The organism is Ruegeria meonggei (assembly GCF_900172215.1).
GTDB lineage: Bacteria > Pseudomonadota > Alphaproteobacteria > Rhodobacterales > Rhodobacteraceae > Ruegeria > Ruegeria meonggei.
Window position 1 is genome coordinate 105,211 of the sequence record NZ_FWFP01000003.1, and the last position, 21,634, is coordinate 126,844.

Sequence of the window (21,634 nt, forward strand, 5' to 3'; positions counted from 1 at the left end):
GATCTACTCGGCTGCTTTTGCCATCGGATTGTTCGGATGTGTCGTCCAGTTGGCATAACCAGGCTGAACCTCCAACCCAGTACGCGGATCGACCTCTCCGGCTGACATCGGTTCCATCGAGATACACCCGTCGACCGGGCAGACATCCACGCACAGGTTACAGGCGACGCATTCATCATCCATGACCTCAAACACTCGGTCCTCGGACATGGAAATCGCCTGGTGGCTGGTGTCTTCACACGCGGCATAGCAGCGGCCGCATTTGATACACTGGTCCTGATCAATCTTGGCCTTGGCCACGTAGTTCAGGTTCAGATACTGCCAGTCGGTCACATTCGGAACAGCTAGGCCCACAACCTCGGACACGTCCTTGAACCCTTTTTCGTCCATCCATTTAGACAGACCCGCAGTCAGCTCGTCGATGATTTTGAACCCATAGGTCATTGCCGCCGTGCAAACCTGAACGTTACCACATCCCAACGCCATGAACTCGGCCGCATCGCGCCATGTGGTCACGCCGCCAATCCCAGAGATCGGCATACCATGCGTGGCCTCGGCACGGGCAATTTCAGACACCATGGACAATGCGATCGGCTTCACCGCCGGACCGCAATATCCACCATGGCTGCCCTTGCCGTCGATCGATGGTTCAGGGCTGAACGTGTCCAGATTGACGTTGGTGATCGAGTTGATTGTGTTGATCAGCGACACAGCATCCGCACCGCCATTGCGCGCCGCAGCCGCCGGTTTGCGGACATCTGTGATGTTCGGCGTCAGTTTCACAATGACCGGTCGATCATAGTATTTCTTGCACCAACGGGTGACCATCTCGATGTATTCCGGCACCTGCCCAACAGCGGATCCCATTCCCCGTTCGCTCATCCCGTGGGGGCAGCCGAAGTTCAGCTCAATTCCGTCCGCGCCCGTCTCTTCAACGCGGGGCAAAATGGCTTTCCAGGCCTCTTCCTCGCAAGGCACCATGATCGATGCGATCAAGGCGCGATCCGGATAGTCGGCCTTGACCCGCGCCATTTCTTCGAGGTTCACCTCAAGCGGGCGATCGGTAATCAATTCGATATTGTTCAGCCCCAGCAAACGGCGGTCAGCCCCATAAATCGCGCCATAGCGAGGGCCGTTCACATTGACGACCGGTGGGCCTTCGGATCCCAGCGTTTTCCAGACCACACCGCCCCATCCGGCCTCGAAGGCACGGCGGACGTTGTATTCCTTGTCGGTCGGCGGCGCAGAGGCCAGCCAATACGGGTTCGGGCTTTCGATTCCCAGAAAGTTTGTCTTTAAATCAGCCATCTATCCGGCCTCCCTGATGCAATTCAGCATCTTGTTCCTGTGTTTCACGCGGTCAAAGACGCGTGGATATCCATCGCCGCATCCCGACCTTCGGCCACGGCGGTCACGGTCAGGTCTTCGCCGCCGGATGCACAATCGCCCCCCGCCCAGACGCCTGACAAAGATGTGCGCCCGGCCTCGTCCACAGCGATCTTATTGCCGTCCAGCGCCAGCCCTTCGGGTGCACCTTCCAGCGTCTGACCGATGGCCTTGAGAACCTGATCAGCGGGTACGCGGATTTTCTCTCCGGTTCCGGACAGCTGGCCATCATGGCTGGCAGTATACTCCAATTCAATCTCTGCCGCCGCCCCGTTTCCATGAACCGTCACGGGCTGAACATTGGTCATGATCTTGACACCGTGCGAAGCGGCCAGATCCTGTTCATATCGGCTGGCCCCCATCGCATCGCGGTCACGACGATAGGCGATAGTGACATGTTCTGCACCCAGCAGTTTCGACTTCACCGCCGCGTCTACAGCCGTCATGCCACCACCGATGACAACAACGTTGCGGCCAACTGGCAAATGCCCCAAATCCGAGGCCTGACGCACGTCCGAGATGAATTCAACAGCATGGCGCACACCGTCCAGATCTGCCCCCTGCGTTCGCAACGCGTTTACCCCGGCCAGACCGATGGACAGGAAAACCGCATCGTAGTTCTCAACCAGACCGTCCAGTGAGACCCCCTCGCCCAGAACTGAGCCGGTTTCGATCGAAATGCCGCCAATTTTCATCAGCCAGTCAACCTCGGCCTGTGCGAAGTCATTGGTCGATTTGTAAGCGGCGATCCCATATTCATTCAGACCACCTGGCTTGGGCTTGCCTTCATGGATCACCACGTCATGGCCCAGCATCGCCAGACGATGCGCACAGGCCAGACCTGCGGGCCCTGCCCCAACGACGGCAATAGATTTGCCTGTCGGCGCGGCGCGGTCAAACGGGTGATCCCCTGCGACCATGACGCTGTCTGTCGCGTACCGCTGCAAGCGACCGATCTCAACCGGCGCGCCTTCGGCTGTCTCACGTACGCAGGCCTCTTCACACAGCGTTTCCGTGGGGCACACACGGGCGCACATGCCGCCCAGAATGTTTTGCGCCAGGATCGTCTCGCCCGCCGCTTCGGGTTGACCGGCCTGAATTTGCCGCATGAACAACGGAATATCGATGTCCGTAGGACAGGCCGTCACACATGGCGCGTCATAGCAAAAATAGCACCGATCTGCTGCCACGGCGGCCTCGTGCGGGGCCAGTGGCGGATGCAGATCCGTGAAATTCGAGGTCAGCTCATCGCTGGAAAGTCGCCCGGAGACAATGCCGGGGACCATCTGGCCCTGTGCCATCGCTCTACTCCCTGTAGATATGTTTGTTATGACCTCAGCTTGCCACATTCTGATTTTTTATCAATTGGTAAAATTTCTCAAATGGTCAAAAAAAGCAAAAACCCTGGAAACCTAGCCAAATTGTCGCCAAAATCGCCTGTTTTTCGTTCAATCGATGATATCTGGACCTCTGATCGCAGGAATCAAAGTTGGTCAGACACGCATGGGACCGCTTGGAAAATTCGCCGGACAGGTGTTGGTTGCGTCTGGTTTTAGCTGGTTCTGCTGCGTAATGTGGGTCCGACAAAGACCCAGCAGTGCCGGCTAACGGCCGAAAATCCGAAAGACTCGCGATGCAGGCCAGCCCCACGAAGTTCAACATCGTCATCATCGGGCAAAACAACCGGCTGCAGTATGAGGCGCTGCTGTTCGCGGCCTCATTGCGCCACAGCTGCCCCGATTTCGCAGGTCGGCTGTTTGTGGCGATGCCACAGCCCGGACCGCTTTGGCAGCAGGACCCGAGTATCCGCGACGAGGACGTATTAAAGGCACTTGGTCAGCTGGACGCCGAGACTTTGCCTTTTGACAATCAAGTCTTTGGCGGCAGTTACCCCTATGGCAACAAGATCGAATCTTTGATGGCCCTGCCAGAAGGCGAGCCCTTTGTATTCTTCGACAGCGACACGCTGATCACCGGTGATCTGAACAGCGTTCCGTTTGATTTCGACCGGCCTGGTGCGTCGCTGAAAGTCGAAGGATCCTGGCCGAAACCCACGCTCTATGGTCCTGGACTGGACGGTATCTGGAGCGCCCTTTACCGCCACTTTGATCTTGATTTTGACAACGCGTTGGATACCAGCCAGCCAGTGGATTACTGGCGACGCTATCTGTATTTCAACGCGGGGTATTTCTATTATTCTTGCCCGCGGAAATTTGGTGAAAGGTTCCTGCACTATGCCCGTACGATACGGGATGGCGATATCCCTGAACTGGTCGGACAGAACCTGAACCCCTGGCTGGACCAAGCCGCGCTACCGCTGGTCATTCATTCCTTTGGCGGCGGGCGGGACTCCCTGCCAGTGGGCCTGCTGGATGGTTCGGTCAGTTGCCACTATCGCCTGTTCCCACTGCTTTACGCACGCGAAAGCGACCATGTGATCGACGTGCTCGAAACAGTTGTCGCACCGAACCGGGTCAAGAAAGTGCTCAAGGGCTATGACCCAATCAAGAAGCTGGTTCTACAGCGCAAAGGGCACAAAATCCGGGACCTGTTCGACCGCGATAGCCTGCCTCAGCGCGAGCAGGTCATTCGCAAGACGATCAAAAGCAAGGGGCTTTGGATGCGCTGACAGCAATGTTGTGCGCACGCCACCAATCGCCTAGAGATTCAACAACACTAATTCCAACGGGAGATCATAAAGATGTCAGACGGTCCAACTCATGGTTTTGACACGCTGCAAATTCACGCGGGTGCGCGGCCCGATCCGGCAACCGGCGCGCGTCAGACGCCCATCTACCAGACGACCGCTTATGTATTCCGCGACGCAGACCACGCTGCCGCCCTGTTCAACCTGCAAGAGGTGGGCTTTATCTATTCGCGCCTGACCAACCCGACAGTGGCCGTGCTGCAGGAACGTATCGCCACGCTGGAGGGCGGCGTCGGCGCGGTCTGCTGCTCCTCGGGTCACGCGGCGCAAATCATGGCGCTGTTCCCATTGATGGGGCCTGGTTGCAACATCGTGGCCTCAACCCGTCTTTACGGCGGCACGGTCACGCAGTTCAGCCAGACGATCAAACGTTTTGGCTGGTCGGCCACATTTGTCGATACCGATGATCTGGACGCCGTGAAAGGTGCCATCGACGAAAACACCCGCGCGATATTCTGCGAGTCCATCGCCAATCCAGGTGGCTATGTCACAGATATTCGCGCGCTGGCGGATGTGGCGGATGCGGCGGGCATTCCGCTGATCGTCGACAACACCTCGGCCACGCCTTACCTGTGCCGGCCGATCGAACACGGCGCGTCGCTGGTTGTGCATTCGACCACCAAATACCTGACGGGCAACGGCACTGTCACAGGTGGCTGTGTCGTGGATTCGGGCAAGTTCGACTGGTCGGCAAGCGACAAGTTCCCTTCGCTCAGCCAACCAGAAACGGCTTATCATGGGTTGAAATTCCACGAGACGTTTGGCCCGCTGGCCTTTACCTTCCACAGCATTGCGATCGGTCTGCGCGATCTAGGCATGACGATGAACCCACAGGCGGCGCATTACACGCTGATGGGGATAGAAACTCTGTCTCTGCGGATGGAGCGCCACGTTGAAAATGCCCAAAAGATCGCTGCCTGGTTAGAGGCAGACGACCGTGTCGACTACGTCACCTATGCTGGTTTGCCTTCGTCACCGTATTCCGAACGTGTTAAAGCACATTACCCCAAAGGCGCCGGTGCGTTGTTCACCTTTGCTGTCAAAGGCGGCTATGAGGCCTGTGTCAAACTGGTGAACGCGTTGGAGATCTTCAGCCACGTGGCCAACCTTGGAGACGCGCGGTCGCTAATCATCCACTCGGCCTCGACCACGCACCGTCAGTTGAGCCCCGAACAGCAAGAGGCCGCAGGCGCAGGACCCAATGTTGTGCGCTTGTCCATCGGTATCGAAGACGCCAATGATCTGATCGCCGATCTGGATCAGGCTTTGGCCCAGGCCAGCGCCTAGGCAATGGCAGGGCATAACACAAACGATCTGGGTCAGCCAATTGGCAAACCGGTGTCGGGCGCGTTTCCGCGCCCGACACCGCCCTATACGCCAATGGAAGGCCAGTATTGCTCTGTTGTGCCACTGGACGTGAACAGGCACTCACCCGGGTTGTTTCGGGCCTTTGCCAATGACGCAGATGGCCGGAACTGGACATACCTGCCCTACGGGCCGTTCGCTTCTGAGCATGACTTTAACGAATGGACCCGTGCCTCTTGCAGCGATGCTGACCCGATGTTTCACACGGTACTCGACCGCTCTGATATGCCGGTCGGCATGGCCTCATTCCTGCGGATCGCACCGGCGGCAGGAGCCATTGAGGTTGGACACATCCATTTCTCGCCCCTGTTGCAACGCAAACCACAATCGACCGAAACGATGTATCTGATGATGCGCCGTGTTTTCGACGAGCTTGGCTATCGCCGATACGAATGGAAATGTGATGCCCTTAATGCGCCGTCCCGCAGTGCGGCCGAACGGCTGGGGTTCACCTTTGAGGGCGTGTTCAGACAGGCGACCCACTATAAGGGGCGCAACCGGGATACGGCGTGGTATTCGATCCTGGATAGCGAATGGCCTCGCATTCGCGACGCGTTCGAAAGCTGGCTGTCACCAGACAATTTCGACGAGGCGGGCCAGCAACGAAAACCGCTGATGGCCCGGGCCCAAGGGTAAAGGTCAGTCCGAAATCCCAAACTCCATCGTCACATTGACCGAGACTGAAATCTCGCCGCCTGCGACCGGCACGCTGCCTGCTTCGGACATGTTTACCGCCCGCATCTGAGCCACCGGGAACGATCCGCCGACCTGTTCGCTGATCTGCTGAACCGGGCCGAGTGTCACGTTGGCGGCCTGTGCCAGTTGTTCAGCCTTCGCCGTTGCCTCTCCTACTGCCTTGGCGCGCGCCTCAGCCTGTAACGGCGCCGGGTCTTGCACACCGAAGTTCAACCCGCCAAAATCATTGGCCCCGTCCTGGATGACCGCGTCCATGATGGTGCCAAGCTGGGTCAGATCGCGGACACGCACCAGCACGCTGTTCGAGGCGACAAACCCTGAAATCTCGGGCCGGTCGCCACTGCTGTTGCGGCCAGTCCAAACAGGAGACAAAGACAGATCGCGGGTCTGAACATCGCGGGCTTCGACCCCCATGTCATCCAGCCGCGTCAGAATCTGCGTCACGGCCTCGGACGTTGCTTGCATCGCGGCTGAGGCCTGCGGGTCTTCGTTTGTCACACCCAATGTGATCGTTGCCATGTCGGGTGCGGCCTGCACGGTTCCGGCTGCATCCACGGTGATGCGACGTTCTTCCGCATGGGCCATTCCTGCAGCCGTGATCGCCAAAACAGCCGTTAGAAAAGCGAGTTTCTTCAAAGTCTTCCCTCCAAATTCTTCAATCACAACATGGGATGGACAGGGCGTGTGGAACAAGGGGAACCCACGGCTTTTTCTTTCCCTCGGCGGGATCCTGCTTTAATGTCGGGCTGCGGACGAGATGTCGTTTGCATTGATGCTGATAATTATGGTTCTTCCGGATTATGAAACCTGCCTTTGCGCTGTCTTTTTCTGCCACCGGAATTTCTCTGCACCACCAATCGGATGACGACTGGTTCTGCGTGGGCGAGATCGCATTGGACGCGCCCGACCTAAAGGATCAGGTGCGCGCCTTGCGTGACCAGGGATTTGCCATTGCAAACGACCTGAGCTGCAAATTGGTGATTCCCGAAGATCAGGTTCGGTACATTTCAGCGCCTACGGACGGGCTTTCGGACGAAGAAAACGAACAAGCATTGAAAGCCGCTCTGGCGGGTGAGACGCCGTATTCAGTCGATGATCTGGCGTTTTCCTCGACGACGGTCGACGCAACCACCTATGTGGCCGCCGTTACCAAACAGACATTGGTTGAGGCACAGGAATTCGCCACAGAACACGGGTTTAATCCGGTTCAGTTCAGCACTGATGCGGACGCACAGGATTTTCCGACAGAGCCCACGTTTTCGATATCAGAGCCCGACATGTCCGTCGCAACCCCAGCCGAGGTCCGGGTACCATCACCAGAGCCACAAGCAAAGGATGCGCCAACCGTTCATGCCATCGCCGCCACAACGGCCCCGGATGTGTTCAGGTCGGCCCCGGTTGAGGCCTCGGGCGAAGCACCAAGGCCTGCCACAGGCCTTCGTGCCTCGCGCTATGCCATTCCCGCTGCGGTGGCCGCCGCAGTTTTGCTTGGCGTGGGATTAGGTGCATGGACAATGACCGGGTCGGATACAGATCAGTACCCAGTTTCCGAAACGGTGCAGGTGCAGGTGCAGGAAGATGTGCCCTCTGCCGAACCGCTTGTGACTAACACACAGGTTGATCCGCCAGAAGTCACCGCTGACGAAACAACTACTGAAACAGCGGCTTTAGAAAGTCCTCAGCCTGATCCGGTTACGCCGGAGCCGTCGGACCTAACCGCTACAGATGCGGCAATCCTTGAGGCGTTGAACGTCGCCCCAACAACCGTAGAGGATGTAGCGCGCGATCCCGAACCGCAGGAAGATCCGACACAGCCGAGCTTGCAGACCACAGCCCCCGGCGCGCCAGAAATCCCGGCTGATCCCAAAACTGAAGAACTTTATCTAGCCTCTGTCGACAATTCTAATCTGTCCCGCGATGCGGTGGCGCTACCGCCGGTTGACAGCTTTGCCACCGACGCGCCTTTTGATCAGATTTCCGTTCCAAGTGTAGTCAGTACAAACGTGGCGCTGGATGACCGCGGTCTTGTCACGCCCACCGCCAAAGGCACCTTGAACCCTGACGGCATCGTTGTCTATCTGGGGCGCCCGTCGAAAGTGCCGCCAGAGGTCCCCGTTCGGTTTGAACAGGAACCAATTGAACAAGAACCCCAGAATCCTCTCGCCGAACTGCGCCCCAAACCCCGTCCCAGCGATCTGATTGATCGGTTCGAACGTCAGCAACTTGGCGGACGCACCCGCCAGGAACTGGCGGTTCTGCGCCCTAAACTGCGGCCCAAATCCGTGCAGGAACAACCTCAGGTGGATGAAACCCCAACCGCTTTGGCGGTTGTGCGGGTGCCGCGACCCAAACCACGCCCTGCGGGACTGGCACCATCATCCGGCACGCAAACTGCAAATCTCGGCGCGACAGCAGCGATCACGCAATCCGACGCTGAGGCAGGATCGTTCCAGCCCCGTGCCGTTGCACCCAAGATTCCGTCGTCTGCGTCCGTGGCACGGCAGGCGACGATCGACAACGCCCTGAACCTGCGCCGGTTGAACCTGATTGGTGTGTACGGCACGCCTGCCAACCGGCGGGCCTTGGTACGCTTGCCCAGCGGTCGGTACAAAAAGCTGAAGGTCGGAGACAGGTTGGATGGCGGTAAAGTTATCGCCATCGGCGACAGCGAGTTACGCTATCAAAAACGTGGTAAGAACACGACATTGAAAATGCCGCGTGGATAAGGGATGGGGCAAGCCATTGAGGTCACCCCACCTTAGGTTAACTCACTAAGCAGCTGAAATATCACCGCTTTCGATCTGCTCACGTTCGATAGATTCGAACAAAGCCTTAAAGTTCCCCTCACCAAACCCATCGTCACCCTTGCGTTGGATGAACTCAAAAAAGATCGGTCCGATTACGGTTTTTGAGAAGATCTGCAGCAGAATTCTGGTCTCCCCCCCATCCAGAACACCTTCTCCGTCGATCAGGATGCCGTGCTTCATCATCCGGTCCAGCGGCTCCTCGTGGTCGACAACGCGCTCTTTGGACATGCCATAATAGGCCTCGTTCGGCCCCGGCATGAACTTCAGGCCTTTTTCAGCAATCGCATCGGTCGAGGCATAGATATCTTCACTGCCCACCGCGATATGCTGAATTCCCTCGCCTTTGTACTTGTTAAGGTATGACACGATCTGCCCGGTCTCGCCGCGATCTTCGTTGATCGGAATACGTATACGTCCGCAGGGCGAGGTCAGAGCCCGGCTGAACAGACCGGTAAACTTTCCCTGAATGTCGAAAAACCGGATTTCACGGAAGTTGAACAATTTCTCGTAGAACTTGAACCACTTGTCCATATTTCCTTTGTAGACGTTATGCGTCAGGTGATCGAGGTAATAGAACCCGTCGCCGTGTGGTTTGGATTGCTGGGTCCAGGTGAATTCGTGGTTATAGGGCGAGGTGTCGTGATACTGGTCAATAAAATAGATCAGCGACCCCCCGATGCCTTTGATTGCCGGAACGTCCAATGTCTTGTCCGCCGCATCATACGGCTCGGCCCCTTGGGCGACCGCGTGGTCATAGGCCTTTTGCGCATCCACCACACGCCAGCCCATCGCGGGCGCGCATGGGCCGTGCTCGGCTGCAAAGCGCGCAGCAAAGCTGTCGGGATCGGCGTTGAGGATGTATGTCACATCACCCTGCTGCCATAGCTCAATCGCTGGTTTATCCGTGTGGTGACCGACGAGATCGTACCCCATTTTGGCAAACAGATCGCGCAGCTCCTGTGGTTCCGGATGGGCGAATTCGACAAACTCAAACCCGTCGGTGCCGGCGGGGTTTTCGGGACTGATGACAGATTTCGGGGCGGTATGCGGGAAAGGACCCATGGCGCGTCTCCTCAAAAACAGGAATTTCTTTGCTGATTCCAAAATACGCCTTAACCGCCGCTGTTTCTGCGCATTGTTTTCGTGTAAGCTGCGTTCAAACGCGCAAAACCCGCATCGTTTAGACGAAATCTGGAGAACTTCCGCATATGCTGGATTCCACCGACACGCGCCTGCTGTCCGCATTGCAAAAGGATGCCCATCTGACCGCGCACCAATTAGGCGAATTGCTCAACCTGTCGCCCAGTCAGGCTGGTCGGCGCCGACAGAGGCTAGAGGCCGAGGGGTACATCACCGGCTATGCCGCTCGGCTGGACCCGCTAAAGCTGGGGCTGCACGTGCAAGGGTTCATTCAGGTGCATCTGGGCACCCATGGGCCAGAGCAATCCGAGAGCTTTGCCCGTCTGGTCGATACCCGCGCTGAGATCACCAGCGCATGGACGATGACCGGCGAAGCAGATTACCTGCTACATGTCTATTGCGACGATCTATCCGGGCTCAATCGCTTGCTTCATCAGGTGATCCTGCCGCATCCTGCCGTGGCACGGATTCAAAGCCAGATCGTGATGGATCAACTTAAACGCGACGCGCCATTGCCGACGTAACCCGACCGAAAGGACGAAAATGGACGACTTCCTCTACCAGGCTTCGATCTATCTGGCAGCTGCCGTGATCGCCGTGCCCTTATCGGCACGTCTGGGGTTGGGATCTGTGTTGGGGTATTTGGCCGCTGGCATCGTCATCGGCCCGGTTTTTGGCCTTGTGGGCGCTGAAACTGAAAGCCTGCAGCACGTGGCCGAGTTCGGCGTGGTGATGATGCTGTTCCTGATCGGGCTAGAGCTTGAGCCACGCGCTTTATGGGATATGCGTGACCGGCTATTGGGACTCGGCGGATTGCAGGTTGGTTTGTCGACCGCCGCGATTGCCGGTGTAGCCATGTATGCGAACCATCCCTGGTCAGTGGCGCTGGCTGTTGGTTTAACGTTGTCACTGTCCTCCACTGCGATTGTTCTGCAAACACTGTCGGAAAAGGGCCTGATGCGTACCAATGGCGGTCGCGCGACCTTTTCGGTGCTGTTGACACAGGATATCGCGGTCATTCCCATTCTGGCTTTTCTGCCGCTGCTGGCCTTGCCCGCCATTCCCCATATCGAAAACGACGGATCGATCGACCGCGCTGCAAAGGACCTGCACGGCGCCGGACACCACAGCCTGTCTTTGGTCGAAGGCCTGCCCGGCTGGGCGGTCACGCTGGTTACCCTTGGCGCCATTGCCTTTGTCATTCTGGCGGGCGTCTACCTGACCCGCCCCCTATTCCGGTTTATCCACGCAACCCGCCTGCGCGAGATGTACACCGCTCTGGCCTTGATGATCGTTGTCGGGATTTCCTTCCTGATGACCCTTGTGGGCCTGTCCCCCGCTTTGGGCGCGTTTCTGGCTGGCGTTGTTCTGGCCAGTTCGGAATTCCGGCATGAGATGGAAAGCGACCTTGAACCCTTCAAGGGCCTGTTTCTGGGCCTGTTCTTTATCACCGTCGGGGCCGGAATCGACGTCGCCTATTTCTTCAACGACCCGTTAGAGCTGATCGGGTTGGCGCTTTTGGTGATCCTGACCAAGGGGATTATTCTATACGTAGTCGGGCGCGCTTTTAACCTGCGTGGGCGTGACCAATGGCTGTTTGCGCTTGGGTTGGCGCAGGCCGGCGAGTTCGGATTTGTTCTGCTGGCCTTTTCAACACAACAGAATGTCATTCCCCCCGACCTGTCGCAAAAACTGCTGATGATCATCGCACTGACCATGCTGATCACACCGCTTTTGTTCATCATCTACGATGTGTTGTCCCGCCGTATCGGCGATGGCACACCTACCCCTGAACCCGACGAGATTGATGAGAAAGGGCCGGTGATCATCGCGGGTATTGGGCGCTTTGGTCAGATCGTGAACCGCCTTGTTCGCGCCAGCGGGTTAAAAACCGTAGTTCTGGATCACGACATCGAGACAGTTCAGCTGATGCGCCGCTTTGGCGTCAAAGGGTTTCTGGGCGATCCCACCCGCCCGGAATTGCTGAGGGCGGCAGGGCTTGAAAAAGCTACCGTGCTGGTTGCTGCGATGGATGATCCGAAACAAGTTACCCGTTTGGTAAGCTACGCCCGGCGTCAGCGCCCGGACCTGCATATCGTTGCGCGTGCGCGCGACCGGACACATGTCTACGAGCTGTACCAGGCCGGGGCTAACGATATCGTGCGCGAGATGTTTGACAGCTCGCTCCGGGCTGGTCGCTATGTTCTGGAAAATACGGGTCTAAGCGAATACGAGGCCGCGCAGGCCGAACAGACCTTTTACCATCACGACCGGACCTCGGTTCGCGAACTGGCTGAATTGTGGATTCCCGGAATGCCCACAGGGGAAAACAAGAAATACATCGAACGGGCGCAACAGCTTGAAAAGGATCTGGAAACAGAGCTTTTAGAGCTGGCTGAAAAACACGCCAAAAAGTCTGCCTGATCTGGTCAAACCCGGATCAGGAGGCATTGTTTACCCGTCCGAGACACCTGCCTCGGCAAAGGTCGCCATCCCCGAATGGCACGCCACGGCGCTTTTGAGGATGTTGATCGCCAACGCCCCGCCCGAGCCTTCGCCCAACCGCAGGCCCAGATCAAGCAAGGGTTTCTTGCCAAGCTGCGCCAGAACAGCGCCGTGCGCACCCTCGGCACTTTGATGGCCTGCCACCGCGTGATCCAGAGCATCCGAGCGCACATTCGCCAGACAGGCCGCAGCCGCCGAGCAGATGAAGCCGTCCAGAACAACCGGAATGCGTAGGATACGCGCTGCTGCTATCGCACCGGCCATAGCCGCAATCTCTCGTCCGCCCAGGCAGCGTAGAATATCCAGCCCGTCACCAGAATCTGCGTGCAAAGTAACGCCCTCGGCCACCACACGGGTTTTGTTGGCCAGCCCGGCATCGTCTACACCGGTTCCACGCCCGGTCCAGTCAGCGGCATCACCACCATACAGGGCACAGGCAATGGCAGCTGCCGGGGTGGTGTTGCCGATGCCCATCTCTCCGACTACCAAAAGATCGGCATTGGGGTCCACGGCCGTCCATCCGACGCGCAGGGCCTGCACAAGTTCGGTCTCGGTCATTGCGGGACCTGTGGTGAAATCTGCAGTCGGGCGGTCCAGTTCCAGCGCGTGCACGTCCATTGTCGCGCCCGCCGCTTTGGCCAGTTGATTGATCGCCGCGCCGCCATGTTCAAAGTTCATGACCATCTGCACGGTCACTTCTGGCGGAAAGGCTGAAACACCCTGCGCTGTCACGCCGTGATTTCCAGCGAACACAATGACCTGCGGTGCAGATATTAGCGGTCGGGCATCCCCACGCCAGCCTGCATACCAGATCGCTAGGTCCTCAAGCCGACCAAGCGCCCCGGGCGGTTTGGTCAGCTGCCCGTTGCGGTCAGCCGCTCCTTGCAGCGCGGCCTCATCCGGCCCCGAATCCCCATTAAGAGCCTCACGAAAGGTTTTCATGTCACTAAGTTCGGGCAGCATTCAAAGCCTCGTTGCATCAGAGTGGTCCTGTGTGTTTAACCGAACCGTCCAGACCAACAAGACCCCGAAAGGCGCGGGAGTGCATAAAAACGACACCAAACCCTTTTCCGTGTGGGATATTCCGCTGGCGCTGGTCCTGCTGACCCGCTTGCCCGTGCCGCGCCTGCCCGAGAATGTGTTTGCCCGGCAGGCCGACGCCGCTTGGGCCTTTCCGGTAGTCGGAATGGTTGTCGGGCTGTTGGCCTGTGGTGTGGGCTGGGCTGCAATGGCGCTTACCCTGCCCCCGACGGCTGGTGCGGTTCTGCTGATTGCAACTTTGGTGATCAGCACCGGTGCCATGCACGAGGACGGGCTGGCCGATACGGTTGATGGGTTTTGGGGTGGTTTCACGCCCGAACGTCGGCTGGAAATCATGAAGGACAGCCATATCGGGACCTATGGCGTTCTGGCGCTGATCTTTTCACAAGTGCTGCGGGTAATCCTGATGGGGGCCTTGCTGACGGCCGGTCTCTATGGGGCGATCCTTGCCGCCTGCATCATCTCGCGCGCCTTTATGCCGGTGCTGATGGCGGCCTTGCCCAATGCCCGCAATACTGGGCTGAGCCACACGGTCGGCGGACCAAGTGTCAGAACCGTCCTTGTTGGGATGGTTTTGGCGGTTGTTTGCGCCTTAGTTCTGATGGGATCCGGAGCTTTGATCGCTATACTGATCGCCTCGGTGACTATTGCTGGTTTGGCCGGTTTGGCAAAAACCAAGATCAGCGGCCAGACCGGCGACGTTCTGGGTGCAACACAACAACTGGCAGAGCTTTCGTTCCTCGCCGTTGCTGTCGCAGCGCTTTAGACCGTTCCGCCGGTTTCGATCTTCAGGACTTCGCCGCAGTGCTTGCAATGTACCGCATCGGGATCATGGCGGTACAACCCGCAGCTGGGGCATTTATGGCGCACCTTCTGCGGCATAAAGATCGCTTGGGCCAATCGCACAAACAGCGCCACCCCTACCACCATAATAAACACCGAAAACAGCTTTCCCCCCGGTGTGTCCAAAGTAATGTCGCCAAACCCGGTTGTGGTCAGCGTGGCCATGGTAAAGTAAAGCGCATCGATATAGGCGGTTTGGCTGCTGTCCGGAATGAAGAAGACCAAAACTGCCGTAGAGGTCGCAAAGACAAACACCATCAGATTGATCGCGGCAATTACCGCATCTTCATGGGTGCGAAAGAACTGACTGTCGCGCCGCAGATCCCGCAGCAAATGATAGGAATGGATCAGGCGCAAGGCGCGCAGGATCCGGACAAAAGCCAGGTTTCCTGGCAAAAACGGATCCAGCAGCAGCGAGACAATCACCACAATGTCCGCCAGCGTGTAAACCTTGCGCAGCAGTTTCCAACGATCCTTGGCGATCCACAGCCGGGCCAAAAAATCCACAAGGATCACCAATCCGATGCATAAGCTGGCAAATGTAATTCCCGGCCCATGTGTCACGTTGGCAGTGGCGATGAAGAACACGATAGAAACCGCGTCAAACACGATCAGGCCGTACCGGAACCAAACCGAGACAGGGTCGTGCGCGACGTACAGAAACTTAACGGTTTGCTTCAATCTGACCATCTACCCGCCTCTAGCTACTGGGAAATTAGCTGCAAATGCGGATTTCACCAAGCGACCAGACATGAAAAAAGGCCGCCCCCGGGAAGGAGCGGCCTCAAATCCACAATTCTCTGCAATCAGGCGGCGGCGGGTGCACGTGAGACCAGAACCTCATCCACCTGCTTGGCGGCCGAAACCTCTCCTGCGCCAGAAACGGCCGCGACTTCGCGGGTCAGACGTTCCAGCGCCGCCTCATAGAGCTGGCGCTCAGAATAGCTCTGCTCGCGCTGATCGTCCGTACGGTGCAGGTCACGAACCACTTCCGCGATCGAGATCAGGTCGCCTGAGTTGATCTTTTGCTCATACTCCTGCGCCCGGCGCGACCACATGGCGCGTTTCACCTTAGCCTTACCCTTCAGCGTTTTCATCGCCTGACTGATGACATCCGGCGAGCTGAGCGACCGCAGACCGGATTCAGTCACCTTGTTGGTCGGTACCCGCAGGGTCATTTTGTCTTTTTCAAAAGAGATGACGAACAGCTCGAGTGAGTATCCCGCGACTTCTTGCTCTTCGATCGAAATGATCTGACCCACGCCATGCGCGGGGTAAACAACATAGTCATTCGGGCGGAACTCAAGCTTTTTCGACTTAGACATACAGGTTCATCCTTGTTTACAGAGCGAGGCGTGGACAACAAAACACACAAGCCGGTGCCATCCCCGGCCCCGTCAGGTGTTTGGTTTTCCAAAAAATCAGAACTCCAAAGTAATCATACTTACGGAGTACATCCCCATCTCATTCATCATTCAGCTTTTGAGTATATCACAAAATTGCGACACTTAAAAGCGCAGGCCATTCCGAGATCCTGAAACATCAGGAATTTCAAGGCAATAAGGCATGTTTTTACATCTGAACCAGCAAGTTCAGAGCGCGAATCGCTTAGCCGCCTTCGCCGGGCGCTTCTGAGAAATACTTTTCCATCTTGCCCTCTTCGCCGTCGCGCTCTTCGGCGTCGGGCAACGGGTCTTTCTTAGTCACGATCACCGGCCATTGTTCCGAGAATTTACGGTTGAATTCGACCCACTGGTCCATTCCTGGTTCGGTGTCTGGGCGGATCGCATCGGCGGGGCATTCCGGTTCGCACACACCGCAGTCGATGCACTCGTCAGGATGAATAACCAGCGTGTTCTCACCTTCGTAAAAACAGTCCACCGGACACACTTCGACACAGTCGGTGTATTTGCAGGCGATGCAGTTTTCGGTGACGACGTAGGTCATAATTGGTTTCCCGTTTGCGCTTTGTCGTTTAGCTAGTCCAGTATTGCGCTATCTTCAAGGTAGGATCAGTCCCCTGACGTGCGAGAAAGATCAAGCGCGCGCCGATCCTTCTTGGTAGGGCGACCTTTTCCTTCGAAACCCGGATTTCGCGGCGGTGTGTCCTGTTTTTCAGACATATCGAAATACAGTGTTTGCGCCTCGGGCGCCGGACCGCGCCGTTCACCAAGCTTTTCAATGCGAACGACGCGAACAACACGCCCCTGAGGGAAAGTCAGAACATCACCGGATCCAACCACTTGCGCCGGTTTCAAGACCCGGTGTCCGTTCAGCCTGACGTGACCACTGCTGACCTGTTTGGCGGCCAGGCTGCGGGTCTTGAAGAACCGCGCCTGCCACAACCATTTGTCGATCCGCAGCTTGGCCGCATCAGCCATCTGCGATCAGCTACCGTCCTTCAAACCCATCAGCGCGGCAGCAAACGGGTTATCCGGATCGATGGCCTTTTCCTTTTTCGGAGGCCGAGAGGAGAAGGACTTGGCACCTTGCGGTTTGCCACCCTTCTTGCCTTGTGGCTTTCCGCGCCCGTCCTGAGGTTTACCACGTGGCTTGCCTTTGGCCTGCCCTTGCCGCGGCTCGCGACGCGGACCCCTATTGGCCTGACGCTGACGGCCCCAGGTAAAGGAATAGAACACTTCAACTTCGGGCTCGTCCGATCCGGAAGCCTCGGCTGCCGCCTCGGTGCTTGCGGTGGCCTCGGCTGGCGCCTCGGCGGGTGCGGCGACCTCTTCGGGTTCGGCCTCGGGCACGGTGGTTTCTTCGGCGGCTGGCTGCGCTGAGGCCTCTGTCGCTGGCTTTTCGGCCTCGACCAGAGCTACCTTGACCTTTTCGCGCTCGCCACGCTCGGCCTTGTAGCCCAGCCCTTGCATCAGGTCCGCGAACTGCTCCAGCGTCATACCGGTAATGGACAGCATGTCGGGCTTGGCTTCAAAACCGCCCCTGCTGTCTTCGGCACGCAGCATATCAGCCAAACGTTCCAGCATGTCGATGCGGATCGAACGCTCACCGGCGTCGCGATATCCGCACATAGTGTCGTAGCCTTGCGGCGCATCCTTGGCGACTGGCACCGTCACCAGACCCGGAGGCGGTGCGTCAGGGAATTCCTGCAGTCCATTGGTGAGAGCCCACAGCACCAAGCGCAGACGCGTCGGGGCGGGCTTGAGCAGCAACGGCATGAAGATTGTGAACTGACCGAACCGAATACCGTGCTTGCGCAGTGCGCCACGGGCATCCTGATCCAGATCTTTGACATCTTGCGCAACGCCAGCGCGGGGCAGAATGCCCAGCCCTTCGACCATGCGGAACGCAAATCCCTTCGCCAGGCCCGAAAGCTCTTCGTCCCGCGACAAGGTAAGCAGCGGCTCGAACAGCGCGGCTACTTTGCGGTCGATGAAATGCTGCAAACGGCGCTGAACCTTCTGTTCAACATCCGGCCCAGCGGCCTCATCCACAAACACTTCGACCATCGGCTTGAGAGGTTCGGCCGCGGCAACCAGTTTGCCGACGGCATATTCGCCCCACATCAGGCCACCCTGATCGGTAAAATCAATTTCGGTATCGGGCGCATTATAGAAGCGGTCGGCACGCAGATGGAATTGCGGCGCGAGTGCTTGCAGCGATGCCGATTTCAAAGCTTTCGCCTCGGTTCCCTGCGCGCTTTTGTCCGGGGTAAACCGGAACCCTTCCAAACGACCGACGAATTCGCCTTCGACGGTCACTTCACCCTTGTCATTTACTTCGGCCAAAAGGGCCTCCTTCTGTTTGAGCCGGCGCAGCAACACAGACGTGCGCCGGTCCACAAATCGCTGAGTCAAACGGTCGTGTAACGCGTCTGACACTCTGTCTTCTACAGCGCGGGTTTCAGCGCGCCAATGGGATTCGTCACGCACCCAGCCGTTTCGTTGCGCAACATATGTCCAGGTGCGAATATATGCCAACCTTTTGGACAATGCATCAATATCGCCATCGGTGCGGTCGATCCGGCGAATTTGTCGCGCCATGAAGTCATCGGGGATCGTACCGCTCTCGTGCAGGTGGCCGTAGATCACCTCGAGCAGACTGGCGTGTTCAGCGTGGCTGATACCGCGAAAATCGGGGATACGGCACACATTCCACAGCATCCGGACGGATGGGCCGTCGCTGGCGCGCGCCATGATCTCGGTCACTTGCGACAGGGATTTCAGCACGTTCAGGTCGTCCGCGGGGCGCGCTTTGATCAGATGCTCGCCCTGCGGGCTGACCTCGAGCGAGTCGATCAGGGCGTCAATTGAGCCAAAGCGCAAAGCGGCATTCCGCCAGTTCAGCTTTTTCATCGGCGTAAAGCGGCTGTCCATGATCGCCTGCGCAACACCATCATCCAACGGCGGAGCTTCACCTGTCACGCCGAAGGTGCCATCCGACATGCCACGCCCGGCCCGCCCGGCAATCTGAGCCAATTCATTCGGAGCCAAAGGACGCATCCGGCGGCCATCAAACTTGCTGAGCGCCGAAAACGCTACGTGATCCACATCCAGGTTCAGCCCCATGCCAATGGCGTCTGTGGCGACCAGATAGTCAACCTCGCCGTTCTGATACAGATCGACCTGCGCGTTCCGTGTCCGGGGGCTGAGTGCGCCCATAACTACAGCCGCCCCGCCTTTCTGGCGACGTAGAAGCTCGGCAATGGCATAGACGTTATCGACCGAGAACCCGACAATGGCACTGCGCGCGGGCATGCGGCTTATCTTTTTCGAACCAGAATAGACCAGCTGCGACATCCGTTCGCGACGCACAAACTGCGCCTCAGGAACCAGCGCTGCAATCGGGCCTCGCATAGTGTCAGAGCCTAGAAACAGCGTTTCATTGGTGCCGCGCGACCGCAGCAGGCGGTCGGTGAACACATGGCCACGCTCAGGATCAGCGCACAGCTGGATTTCGTCGATGGCCAGGAAATCGGCCCCCATGCCCTCGGGCATCGCCTCGACCGTGCAGACCCAGTATTGGGCACGCGGCGGCACGATCCGTTCTTCGCCGGTGACAAGGGCCACCACAGACGGGCCGCGAATGGCGACGATCTTGTCATAGACCTCGCGCGCCAAAAGGCGCAGCGGCAGACCGATCACACCCGTCCGGTGCCCCAGCATGCGCTCGATCGCGTAATGGGTTTTACCTGTGTTGGTTGGGCCAAGAACGGCCACGATTCGGGATGACCCGCTCACCTTTGCCCCCTGCCCCGGTTCTTCAGAGGGCCGAGCCCTCGACCTGAGGCTTCAGTCGATTCACAGCATTGGTTACTTCTTCGTGATGGGGATGTATAGACAGCGCGCGCTCATAGGCCTGGAACGCTTTATCAGGCTGCCCGACTATTTCGAAAATCAAACCCAATCCGTAGATTGCCTCGTAATTATTCGGGTTCAGCGTCAACGCGTGCTCCAAGTCGGCTGCGGCCATACCAAAGCGCTCGACACCAAAAAAGGCTGATGCGCGCAGGTGCCAGCCTTCGGCAAAATCGGGGGCGTGATCGGTCAGCGCGGTCAGGTGTTCGATCGCGGCCGTGGCGTCCCCATCATCAAGCGCCTCGCGCCCGCGTTCCAATAGAAGATCCGCTGAGGCCGAACCAGAAAGCGACCACAGCGCCTTGAGTTGCCGATCAATGCTGATCGCCTGATCCGGAGTTGATTGCACCAGTTGCTGCAATAGCTCTATCTCATCCCGAGAATCTGCCTGTTGCGCAAGACAAGGAATGGAAAACGTGACTAGCAGCGCCGTTGCCGCGACGATACATTTGAGATTGTTGCTTGCAATGCCCATAACAACGTTCAGTGTAGCGTAGCGCCAAGGGATGTCCATTCCCTGCGCACAAATCAAAGTGAGGATAACCATGAGCGAAACCCTGGAAAAAGCCGCAGCAGCGCTGAACGAAAAACTGTCGGGCGGTGATTTTGGCGCATCGGCCAAATTCGCAATCGCCGGTATGGGATCAATCATTGTGGACGCAAACGGCGCACGCGTCAGCGAAGACGACGCTGATGTAACCATGAGCGCAGATGCCGACACGTTCGAGCAAATCCTCAGCGGTGAACTGAACCCGACCGGTGCTTTCATGTCCGGCAAACTGACTGTGGACGGTGACATGGGTGTCGCCATGCAACTGGCATCGGCACTGGCCTGATGGGTTTTTCGCCGGCCCCTTTGTTTGAAGACGTGGCCGGCGCTCCTGCCGGTGGTCAGGCCCATTGGCTGAACACCTCGGACAATACACGAATTCGCGTGGCCCATTGGCTGCCCGAAGAGGAGGCTTGTGGAACGATAATGATGTTCCCGGGCCGCACCGAATACATCGAAAAGTACGGCGGCACAGCGTCCGAGTTCGTAGGCAGAGGGTTTGCCTGCCTTTCCGTTGATTGGCGGGGACAGGGGCTGGCGGATCGCCTGCTGGATGACCCGCGCGTCGGTCACGTGGACAGCTTTGCGGACTATCAGAAAGACGTTCAGGCTACGCTGGATTTGGCAACCGAACTGGACCTTCCACAGCCCTGGTATGTGATTGGTCATTCGATGGGTGGGGCCATCGGTCTGCGGGCCGTGCTGGAACACGATTGCTTTGCGGCCTGCGCCTTTACCGGCCCGATGTGGGGCATATTCTTTACGCCGATCATGAAACCGCTCAGCCGCCTGACGGCCTATTGGGGCCCAAGGATCGGCCTGGGCGAAAAGACCCCCCCGACCACGACGCTGGAAAGCTATGTGTTGGCGCAACCGTTTAAAGGCAACATGCTGACCCGTGATCCGGCAATGTATAAAATGATGCAGGACCAGTTGGCGGCGCATCCCGAACTGGCGCTAGGCGCCCCGTCAACGATCTGGCTGCGCGAAGCATTGGACGAATGCGCGTGGCTGATGGATCAGACCGCGCCTGCAACGCCCTGCCTGACTTTTCTGGGAAGTCACGAACAAATCGTCGACCGCAAGGCGATCCGGGCACGGATGGCGAATTGGCCGAATGGTACCTTGGTCGAAATCCCCGATGGTGAACACGAGGTCATGATGGAAGCGCCAGATGTACGCGGACCTGTGTTCGACCAGTTGGCAGCCCATTTTCTGGCGACCCAGAAAAATCCAAGCCCACAGCCTGCGCTGACAAGCTGACAGGCTGACAGGA

General features: G+C 57.9%; 20 protein-coding genes. 9 read left to right on the forward strand and 11 right to left on the reverse strand.

Features of this window, described 5'->3' with window-relative positions:
- Positions 1-3: 3 nt before the first annotated feature.
- Entirely contained in the window at positions 4-1,308 is a 1,305-nt protein-coding gene (gene preA / locus RUM8411_RS05630; protein ID WP_085821715.1) for an NAD-dependent dihydropyrimidine dehydrogenase subunit PreA, read from the reverse strand.
- 44 nt (positions 1,309-1,352) lie between these two features.
- Positions 1,353-2,687, reverse strand: coding sequence for an NAD(P)-dependent oxidoreductase (locus RUM8411_RS05635; RefSeq protein ID WP_085821716.1), 1,335 nt, complete (start codon positions 2,685-2,687; stop codon positions 1,353-1,355).
- A gap of 332 nt (positions 2,688-3,019) precedes the next feature.
- On the opposite strand from RUM8411_RS05635, the gene RUM8411_RS05640 reads away from it, so the two are divergent.
- The 3 genes from RUM8411_RS05640 (at position 3,020) to RUM8411_RS05650 (ending at position 6,094) form a co-directional block, all read left to right on the forward strand.
- Positions 3,020-4,015 (forward strand): GT-B fold glycosyltransferase domain-containing protein, encoded by a 996-nt coding sequence (locus RUM8411_RS05640; RefSeq protein ID WP_085821717.1) that lies wholly within the window; start codon positions 3,020-3,022, stop codon positions 4,013-4,015.
- A 72-nt stretch (positions 4,016-4,087) separates the two neighbouring features.
- The gene (locus RUM8411_RS05645; protein WP_085821718.1) at positions 4,088-5,380 is read left to right on the forward strand and encodes an O-acetylhomoserine aminocarboxypropyltransferase/cysteine synthase family protein; all 1,293 of its coding nucleotides are present in this window, start codon (positions 4,088-4,090) and stop codon (positions 5,378-5,380) included.
- Positions 5,381-5,383: 3 nt separating this feature from the next.
- Complete coding sequence (locus tag RUM8411_RS05650; RefSeq protein WP_085821719.1) at positions 5,384-6,094, forward strand: GNAT family N-acetyltransferase; 711 nt, start codon at positions 5,384-5,386, stop codon at positions 6,092-6,094.
- Positions 6,095-6,097: 3 nt separating this feature from the next.
- On the opposite strand, the gene RUM8411_RS05655 is transcribed toward RUM8411_RS05650, so the two are convergent.
- Entirely contained in the window at positions 6,098-6,790 is a 693-nt protein-coding gene (locus RUM8411_RS05655; protein WP_085821720.1) for an SIMPL domain-containing protein, read from the reverse strand.
- Positions 6,791-6,954: 164 nt separating this feature from the next.
- On the opposite strand from RUM8411_RS05655, the gene RUM8411_RS05660 reads away from it, so the two are divergent.
- The gene (locus RUM8411_RS05660) at positions 6,955-8,880 is read left to right on the forward strand and encodes a hypothetical protein (RefSeq protein WP_085821721.1); all 1,926 of its coding nucleotides are present in this window, start codon (positions 6,955-6,957) and stop codon (positions 8,878-8,880) included.
- Between the two features lie 45 nt (positions 8,881-8,925).
- Here RUM8411_RS05660 and hppD read toward each other — a convergent pair whose 3' ends face one another.
- On the reverse strand, positions 8,926-10,023 hold the full coding sequence (gene hppD / locus RUM8411_RS05665) for a 4-hydroxyphenylpyruvate dioxygenase (protein WP_085821722.1): 1,098 nt from the start codon (positions 10,021-10,023) through the stop codon (positions 8,926-8,928).
- 146 nt (positions 10,024-10,169) lie between these two features.
- Here hppD and RUM8411_RS05670 point away from each other — a divergent pair, with 146 nt between their 5' ends.
- Complete coding sequence (locus RUM8411_RS05670; protein WP_085821723.1) at positions 10,170-10,625, forward strand: Lrp/AsnC family transcriptional regulator; 456 nt, start codon at positions 10,170-10,172, stop codon at positions 10,623-10,625.
- 19 nt (positions 10,626-10,644) lie between these two features.
- The gene (locus RUM8411_RS05675; protein ID WP_085821724.1) at positions 10,645-12,525 is read left to right on the forward strand and encodes a monovalent cation:proton antiporter-2 (CPA2) family protein; all 1,881 of its coding nucleotides are present in this window, start codon (positions 10,645-10,647) and stop codon (positions 12,523-12,525) included.
- 30 nt (positions 12,526-12,555) lie between these two features.
- On the opposite strand, the gene cobT is transcribed toward RUM8411_RS05675, so the two are convergent.
- Positions 12,556-13,569, reverse strand: coding sequence for a nicotinate-nucleotide--dimethylbenzimidazole phosphoribosyltransferase (gene cobT / locus RUM8411_RS05680; RefSeq protein WP_085821725.1), 1,014 nt, complete (start codon positions 13,567-13,569; stop codon positions 12,556-12,558).
- A 79-nt stretch (positions 13,570-13,648) separates the two neighbouring features.
- On the opposite strand from cobT, the gene cobS reads away from it, so the two are divergent.
- Complete coding sequence (gene cobS, locus RUM8411_RS05685) at positions 13,649-14,413, forward strand: adenosylcobinamide-GDP ribazoletransferase (RefSeq protein ID WP_085822004.1); 765 nt, start codon at positions 13,649-13,651, stop codon at positions 14,411-14,413.
- Here cobS and RUM8411_RS05690 read toward each other — a convergent pair.
- The 6 genes from RUM8411_RS05690 to RUM8411_RS05715 all read right to left on the reverse strand — a co-directional run bounded on the left by RUM8411_RS05690 (position 14,410) and on the right by RUM8411_RS05715 (position 20,322).
- Entirely contained in the window at positions 14,410-15,180 is a 771-nt protein-coding gene (locus tag RUM8411_RS05690) for an ion channel (protein WP_085821726.1), read from the reverse strand. The two genes, cobS and RUM8411_RS05690, sit on opposite strands and share 4 nt — an antisense overlap.
- 116 nt (positions 15,181-15,296) lie before the next feature.
- Positions 15,297-15,815: a CarD family transcriptional regulator gene (locus RUM8411_RS05695; RefSeq protein WP_085821727.1), complete on the reverse strand. Its 519-nt coding sequence runs from the start codon at positions 15,813-15,815 to the stop codon at positions 15,297-15,299.
- A 283-nt stretch (positions 15,816-16,098) separates the two neighbouring features.
- On the reverse strand, positions 16,099-16,437 hold the full coding sequence (gene fdxA, locus RUM8411_RS05700; RefSeq protein WP_085821728.1) for a ferredoxin FdxA: 339 nt from the start codon (positions 16,435-16,437) through the stop codon (positions 16,099-16,101).
- Between the two features lie 65 nt (positions 16,438-16,502).
- Positions 16,503-16,871, reverse strand: coding sequence for an RNA-binding S4 domain-containing protein (locus RUM8411_RS05705; protein ID WP_085821729.1), 369 nt, complete (start codon positions 16,869-16,871; stop codon positions 16,503-16,505).
- Between the two features lie 6 nt (positions 16,872-16,877).
- The gene (locus RUM8411_RS05710) at positions 16,878-19,691 is read right to left on the reverse strand and encodes a helicase-related protein (protein WP_085821730.1); all 2,814 of its coding nucleotides are present in this window, start codon (positions 19,689-19,691) and stop codon (positions 16,878-16,880) included.
- A gap of 22 nt (positions 19,692-19,713) precedes the next feature.
- On the reverse strand, positions 19,714-20,322 hold the full coding sequence (locus tag RUM8411_RS05715) for a tetratricopeptide repeat protein (RefSeq protein WP_085821731.1): 609 nt from the start codon (positions 20,320-20,322) through the stop codon (positions 19,714-19,716).
- Between the two features lie 31 nt (positions 20,323-20,353).
- Here RUM8411_RS05715 and RUM8411_RS05720 point away from each other — a divergent pair, with 31 nt between their 5' ends.
- Together RUM8411_RS05720 and RUM8411_RS05725 are read left to right on the forward strand one after the other, a co-directional pair.
- Complete coding sequence (locus RUM8411_RS05720; RefSeq protein WP_085821732.1) at positions 20,354-20,644, forward strand: SCP2 sterol-binding domain-containing protein; 291 nt, start codon at positions 20,354-20,356, stop codon at positions 20,642-20,644.
- Complete coding sequence (locus RUM8411_RS05725; protein ID WP_085821733.1) at positions 20,644-21,621, forward strand: alpha/beta fold hydrolase; 978 nt, start codon at positions 20,644-20,646, stop codon at positions 21,619-21,621. The genes RUM8411_RS05720 and RUM8411_RS05725 overlap by 1 nt, the downstream gene beginning before the upstream one ends.
- Positions 21,622-21,634 lie beyond the last annotated feature (13 nt).